The 4824-nt window shown below is 67.9% G+C and carries 8 protein-coding genes; 2 read left to right on the forward strand and 6 right to left on the reverse strand.

The genetic code is table 11. The features are described 5' to 3' along the window. Nucleotides 1–126 precede the first annotated feature (126 nt). Nucleotides 127–612: a MarR family transcriptional regulator gene (locus tag ACIBK3_RS46680; RefSeq protein ID WP_399374752.1), complete on the forward strand. Its 486-nt coding sequence runs from the start codon at nucleotides 127–129 to the stop codon at nucleotides 610–612. 291 nt (nucleotides 613–903) lie between these two features. On the opposite strand, the gene ACIBK3_RS46685 is transcribed toward ACIBK3_RS46680, so the two are convergent. The 4 genes from ACIBK3_RS46685 to ACIBK3_RS46700 all read right to left on the reverse strand — a co-directional run bounded on the left by ACIBK3_RS46685 (nucleotide 904) and on the right by ACIBK3_RS46700 (nucleotide 2180). Further along, on the reverse strand, nucleotides 904–1167 hold the full coding sequence (locus ACIBK3_RS46685) for a type II toxin-antitoxin system RelE/ParE family toxin (RefSeq protein ID WP_399374754.1): 264 nt from the start codon (nucleotides 1165–1167) through the stop codon (nucleotides 904–906). Further along, nucleotides 1160–1426 (reverse strand): type II toxin-antitoxin system Phd/YefM family antitoxin, encoded by a 267-nt coding sequence (locus ACIBK3_RS46690; protein ID WP_399374756.1) that lies wholly within the window; start codon nucleotides 1424–1426, stop codon nucleotides 1160–1162. The genes ACIBK3_RS46685 and ACIBK3_RS46690 overlap by 8 nt, the downstream gene beginning before the upstream one ends. A gap of 74 nt (nucleotides 1427–1500) precedes the next feature. Beyond that, on the reverse strand, nucleotides 1501–1848 hold the full coding sequence (locus ACIBK3_RS46695; RefSeq protein ID WP_399374758.1) for a hypothetical protein: 348 nt from the start codon (nucleotides 1846–1848) through the stop codon (nucleotides 1501–1503). Then, nucleotides 1848–2180 carry a hypothetical protein gene (locus ACIBK3_RS46700; RefSeq protein WP_399374760.1) on the reverse strand — a complete coding sequence of 111 codons (333 nt, stop codon included), beginning with the start codon at nucleotides 2178–2180 and terminating at the stop codon, nucleotides 1848–1850. The genes ACIBK3_RS46695 and ACIBK3_RS46700 overlap by 1 nt, the downstream gene beginning before the upstream one ends. 197 nt (nucleotides 2181–2377) lie before the next feature. Between ACIBK3_RS46700 and ACIBK3_RS46705 the strand changes: the two genes are divergently transcribed. Continuing rightward, nucleotides 2378–2635, forward strand: coding sequence for a GntR family transcriptional regulator (locus ACIBK3_RS46705; protein ID WP_399374761.1), 258 nt, complete (start codon nucleotides 2378–2380; stop codon nucleotides 2633–2635). 61 nt (nucleotides 2636–2696) lie between these two features. Here the strand turns inward: ACIBK3_RS46705 and ACIBK3_RS46710 are convergent, their stop codons facing one another. Both ACIBK3_RS46710 and ACIBK3_RS46715 read right to left on the reverse strand, forming a co-directional pair. Further along, nucleotides 2697–3377 (reverse strand): hypothetical protein, encoded by a 681-nt coding sequence (locus ACIBK3_RS46710; protein ID WP_399374763.1) that lies wholly within the window; start codon nucleotides 3375–3377, stop codon nucleotides 2697–2699. Nucleotides 3378–3387: 10 nt separating this feature from the next. Next, nucleotides 3388–4368 carry a Hint domain-containing protein gene (locus ACIBK3_RS46715; protein WP_399374764.1) on the reverse strand — a complete coding sequence of 327 codons (981 nt, stop codon included), beginning with the start codon at nucleotides 4366–4368 and terminating at the stop codon, nucleotides 3388–3390. Between the last annotated feature and the right edge of the window lie 456 nt (nucleotides 4369–4824).

The raw sequence follows: 4824 nt of genomic DNA on the forward strand, positions 1-4824 counted from the left end.
CTCCATCACTACAATCACCACCGCCCCCACACCGCGACCGGCGGCAAACCGCCCATCACCAGGTTGACCAACCTGCCTGGGCAGTACACCTAGTACGCTGACGGCCTTCCCTGCACCTGCGAGAGTGTGACTGTGACTTCCTTCCGCCCCCGCCCCGAGCCGGACGAAGTCGCACGCGTGACCTCAACGGCCGCGGAGCTGCTGGAAGTCCTGTGGGGGCGCGCCTCGACGGCCCCCGCCTCCGCGTCCCAACTGCGCGTGCTGCTCATACTCGAGCACCAGGAGGGCATCAACCTGCGCACCCTCGCGGACAGCCTCGCCTCCACACCCCCGTCGACCAGTCGGCTCTGCGACCGCCTCCAGGCCGCCGGTTTCGTCGAACGCGTGGTGAGCCCGAACGACCGGCGTGAGGTGCGCCTGCACATCAGCGGCCGGGGCCGCGCCTTCCTCGCCGACCTCCGCGTACGCAGGGAGAGGGAGCTCCAGGCAGTTCTCGACCAGATGCCCGCAGGCAAGCGGAGCGCGCTGCTGCAGGGGCTGGAGGCGTTCTGCGACGCGGCGGCGGCACGGATACACGACGCCGCCCAGGACTCCGACAGCCGGACTGCCTGAGCGGACTCCTCGTCCCACCGGAACATTCCAGACCCTTCCTCCCTGCACACGCCCGACCTCCCTGCCGTCATCTCCTGTCGTCTGCCTCGAAGCCCGAGTACCCACGGCCACCGCGAGGTTGCCGACTGTGGCCGATGTCTCGGAGCCGCCGGGGGGCGCACGCCGGAAGCAATGCACCCGTTGGTCTCCCCGCGCTGGTAACGGAGACAGCGCCCGGCCCGACCGAAGTCGACCCGGGCGCTGGAGAGTTGTCACGAGGAGGGCGGCCGCACGAAACCCGTGCCGTCCGCGTCAGGCGTCGTAGACCGTGGAGCGGTGTCCGACATGGACGACCCACACCACCAGTTCCCCGTTGTCGATCGTGTAGAGGACGCGGTAGTCGCCGACGCGCAGTCGGCGCCTGTCCGGCTGGGACACGAGCGAGGTGGTGTTGAAGCCGAGCGGATCGGTCTCCAGCTCCGTCAGTTTGGCAAGGATGCGGAGCGCCGCGTCCCGGGGGATCTTGCGCAGCTCGGCCTGGGCCTCCGGCCGGAAGACGGTGAGGTACTCACTCACCGCGCGCCAGCGTCTCCCTCATGACGTCCTCGATCGGGACACCGGCCGCCGGGTTGGCCATACGCTCGTCGATGATCCGGTTGACCTCGCGCTCTTCCCACTCCTGGTACTTGCGCAGAACCTCGATGGAGACGACCGCTGCGACCTGCTTGCCGCGCCGGGTGATGACCGTGGGTGTGTCGTCCCGATCGGCACGCTCGACCACTTCGGCGAGGTGGGCGCGCACATCGCGGATGGACTCTATGGGCATTTGGGCCATGCGCCCAAGAGTACCGAGTGTGCCATGTGTACACAACGTGCGCGCCCGTGTCTCCGTCGCCGACGGACCGCTGGTTACGCCGGCCTGCCGCGTTCGGTCACGTCGGTGCCGTCGGCGTCCTCAGTCAGGCGCAGCCCCCGGGACTCGGCGACGCGCAGGGCGTCGGTGAGGCACTCGGCGAGCCGGAGGCCGGCGTAGCGGACCTCGGTGTACGGCGACGTGACGTCGTCCAGCACCGCGCGGGCGAGGCCAAGTACGTCGGCACCCGTGGCCAGCTGCGTGGCCTCCATTTCGTCGGCGAGGCGGGACGCGTATCCGCCGCCGCTGTCCGTCAGCAGGTAGCTGGGTTTGCCGTCGGGGGACGGCCAGGGCAGCAGGCGGGGGGAGGTGAGGGGCGTCGCGGGGTCGGTCGTGCGTTCCATCAGGCGGCCGCCTTCTGCGCGCCGATCAGGCGCTGATCGAGGTCGATCCCGAAGTCGGCGGCGAGTACGGGGGCGAGACGGCAGTGCTGCTGGAGCGCGGCCTCCTGTTCGAGGGCGGCGAGGTAGGGGCGTACGAGGGCGGATTCGGTCCCGTCGAGGGGGGTGGGGAGGCCGTACGGGGAGCGGTGGCGGGGCAGGGGTGCGGAGGGGTTGCGTACGACGGTGAGGTGGAGTCGGGGGTACGAGTAGCGGTGGGGGCGGCGCCGTTTCCCGGTACCCGGGGCGAAGAGGAGGCGCACCCATTCGAGGGTGCGGCGGATAAGGTCGTGCATGTCGACGCTCCTATGCGGCGTTGGCCGTGCCCCGGGAGGTCTAGCCACCTCGCCGGGGTCTTTCCTTCTTCGAAGCTACACCGGTCTGCAGCCCTCTGCATACAAGTGCGGAGGGATCCACACGATCGTGCAGGTCACCACCGCTCTACGTTGGACGTATGAGCGATATGGGAGAGCCGAGGGCCACGCTGGACCCGATGAGCGCTAGACCGCTCTACATCCAGCTCGCCGACGTCATCGCCGGGAAGATCGAGTCCGGCGAGCTGGCGCCGGACAGGCCCATTCCTTCGGAGAACCACCTTGCCGACGAGTACGGCGTGGCCCGACTCACGGCCCGCCGTGCCGCCCAGGAACTTCGCGAGCGCGGACTGATCGTCACCGTGCGCGGCAAAGGATCTTTCGTGGTCGAGCAGCCAGCCGGCGAAGCCCCCGAAGAGGGCGAGCCGAACACCTGACCATGAAGAAACCCCGCCAGGAATTACCTGGCGGGGGTTCGGCTTCATCGATCTGTCGAGATCACTGTTCGTTCAAGGCAGCTCGAAGGCAGGTGATCAGATCACCGGTCGGTACCTCGACCCAGGCGGCCCCGGGCATCCCGACGCGCATGACCTCATAGCGCTCCCCGTCCACCTCATGCACCAGGACCTGACGGCTTGTTCCGTCCAACAGATCCACCCGCAGGCGGACGGCACCGTGCGTGATCGTCGGGAACATGTTCCGCAGCACCTCATCCGCATGGAGGCGCCCCAGAAGGTTCCACTGCCTCCGGTGGGATGCGGACGACAGAAGGTCGGACCACTGCGAAGAAGTGGGCTCTCCCCTGTCGAGCGCCCCGGAGAATTCATCGAGCTCCAGGAACTCGAATCTCGCCGCCAACTCGTCGAGCGGCATACCTTGCCGCCATGCGGCGACCGCCTCCACGAGCAATCCAAGATCGCCAGTCGAGCCGATCTCCCAGGAGAACCCGGAAGTCTCCCAGGTGAACCCGGGAATGAGGACACGCATCCGGAACCGGCGCTCGTCGGTCGCAGGGTGGACCGACACATACCCCCTTGCCGTCTCGATGCTGATGACGTCCGTGGCCCAGGGCGGCAGCCCGATGTCGCATCCGCGAAGCTCCGCTGCCGCTTTCATGGCCGGTCCGAGGCCGCCCGAAGCGGTCACGTCCGGGTACAGGTCTTTCCGATGGGTGTCCATGTGCGATTCCTCAGCAGTGGCAGGATCCGATGACCGAACCCTTCACCGGGCTGAGTTTCCCCAGCACCGAGAGATCCGGCATATCTGTCGAGGGATCCAGTCTCATGGCTCCACCCGGACCCGACGGTGAGTAGAACTTGACCGAATCCCACGGTCGTTGACCATTGGCGAGAGCCCTCGCGATCATGGACATCTCGTAGTCCGTGGCATGTCCTGCCTCACCGGCCCTCAGGCCACGCTTGGCAGCCGCCATGAAGCCCCCGAGCTCGTTCAGTCCCGTCATGTTGATGTGCAGCGTCACGTTCGGGTCGGCGATGGCCATTTCCGCGATCCGGGCGAAGTCCCTCGGGGACGCGTTGGAGAAGGTGGAGAACTTGTTCTCGGGCAGCCCGGCCCACTCGTCGAGCTTCCCATTGTTCTGCCACCCCAGCGCCACCTTGCAGTTGTGGACAAGAACCGGAGCGGCGCCCGCCAGCACGAAGAACGTGTGCAGGTCGTCGACCGTGAGGTCGTAGACCGTGCGCGGAGCCAGGCCCGAGCGGTCGTGGAGGGCGGTCACCGCGCGGACGGAGCGGTCAGGGGTGCGCAGACGGTCACCGACGCGCAGGTCGGAGACCAGCGTCCACCCGCGGTCCACCACGTAGAACTTGTGATCGGCGGTGCTGGCCAGCTTCCCCCCGTCGGCAACGGTGATGTCCACCAGCCGCCGGGTGTCGTGCTTGAAGGTGTCGGTGACCTGCCGGGCCCGCGACTGGCCGGAAGCCGGATCCGTGGCCTTGACGAGGTCCCCCACGCCCACCTGGCTGATGGGCCGGTGTGACCCGTCCGCCATCAGCACCCGGGTGGTGCCGGGGAAGCTGTTCGCCCTGCAGGCGGTGGCCAGGTCTTCGTAGGCGTTGATGGTGTTGTTGAGCTTCGCGAGGTTCCCCGGGTCCAGGTCGAGCACCTTGAGGGCCTGGAACGCGTCACGGACCCCGACGCCGGTCTTCATGGCGGCGTCCAGTGCCCGGATCCCTTCGAAGACTTTGCTGAACGCCTTGCCCGGGATGAAGTTGCTCAGGGCCCAGGCGCAGCCGCTCGCGCTGCCGTGCCAGCAGTCGACGAAGTCCTGGACCAGGACCGCCTTGATGAGCTTGTAGGTGAGGGTCTGCTGGATGAGTTCCAGCTTGGAGAAGTACCGGGTGACGTCCTTCTTACCACACTTCCACAGCAGACGGCGTTACTTGTCGACCCCGAGCAGCGGGCCGTAGTCGCCGGAACCGTGGTGTAGATGGCCGCCGGCGATGGTGTTGGGGAGGGGGCGGTTGCCGGGGGCGCGGGCCGGTGTGGCTCACAGGCCGCAGCGGCCGGCGGTGAGTGCGGTGATGGCGCACTCGGCGGCGTGCCGTGCCGCGAGTGCGGAGGGGAAGGGTGCACTGCTGTGAGAGGCACGGTCGGCCGGTCCGCT

It is taken from the genome of Streptomyces sp. NPDC050287, assembly GCF_044459385.1.
Lineage (GTDB): Bacteria > Actinomycetota > Actinomycetes > Streptomycetales > Streptomycetaceae > Streptomyces.

Coding starts and splice junctions, on each gene's coding strand:
- ACIBK3_RS46690 (WP_399374756.1), bottom strand. CDS start 1,426: ATGGCCCAAATGCCCATAGAGTCCATCCGCGATGTGCGCGCCCACCTC.
- ACIBK3_RS46695 (WP_399374758.1), bottom strand. CDS start 1,848: ATGGAACGCACGACCGACCCCGCGACGCCCCTCACCTCCCCCCGCCTG.
- ACIBK3_RS46700 (WP_399374760.1), bottom strand. CDS start 2,180: ATGCACGACCTTATCCGCCGCACCCTCGAATGGGTGCGCCTCCTCTTC.
- ACIBK3_RS46705 (WP_399374761.1), top strand. CDS start 2,378: ATGAGCGCTAGACCGCTCTACATCCAGCTCGCCGACGTCATCGCCGGG.
- ACIBK3_RS46710 (WP_399374763.1), bottom strand. CDS start 3,377: ATGGACACCCATCGGAAAGACCTGTACCCGGACGTGACCGCTTCGGGC.
- ACIBK3_RS46715 (WP_399374764.1), bottom strand. CDS start 4,368: ATGAAGACCGGCGTCGGGGTCCGTGACGCGTTCCAGGCCCTCAAGGTG.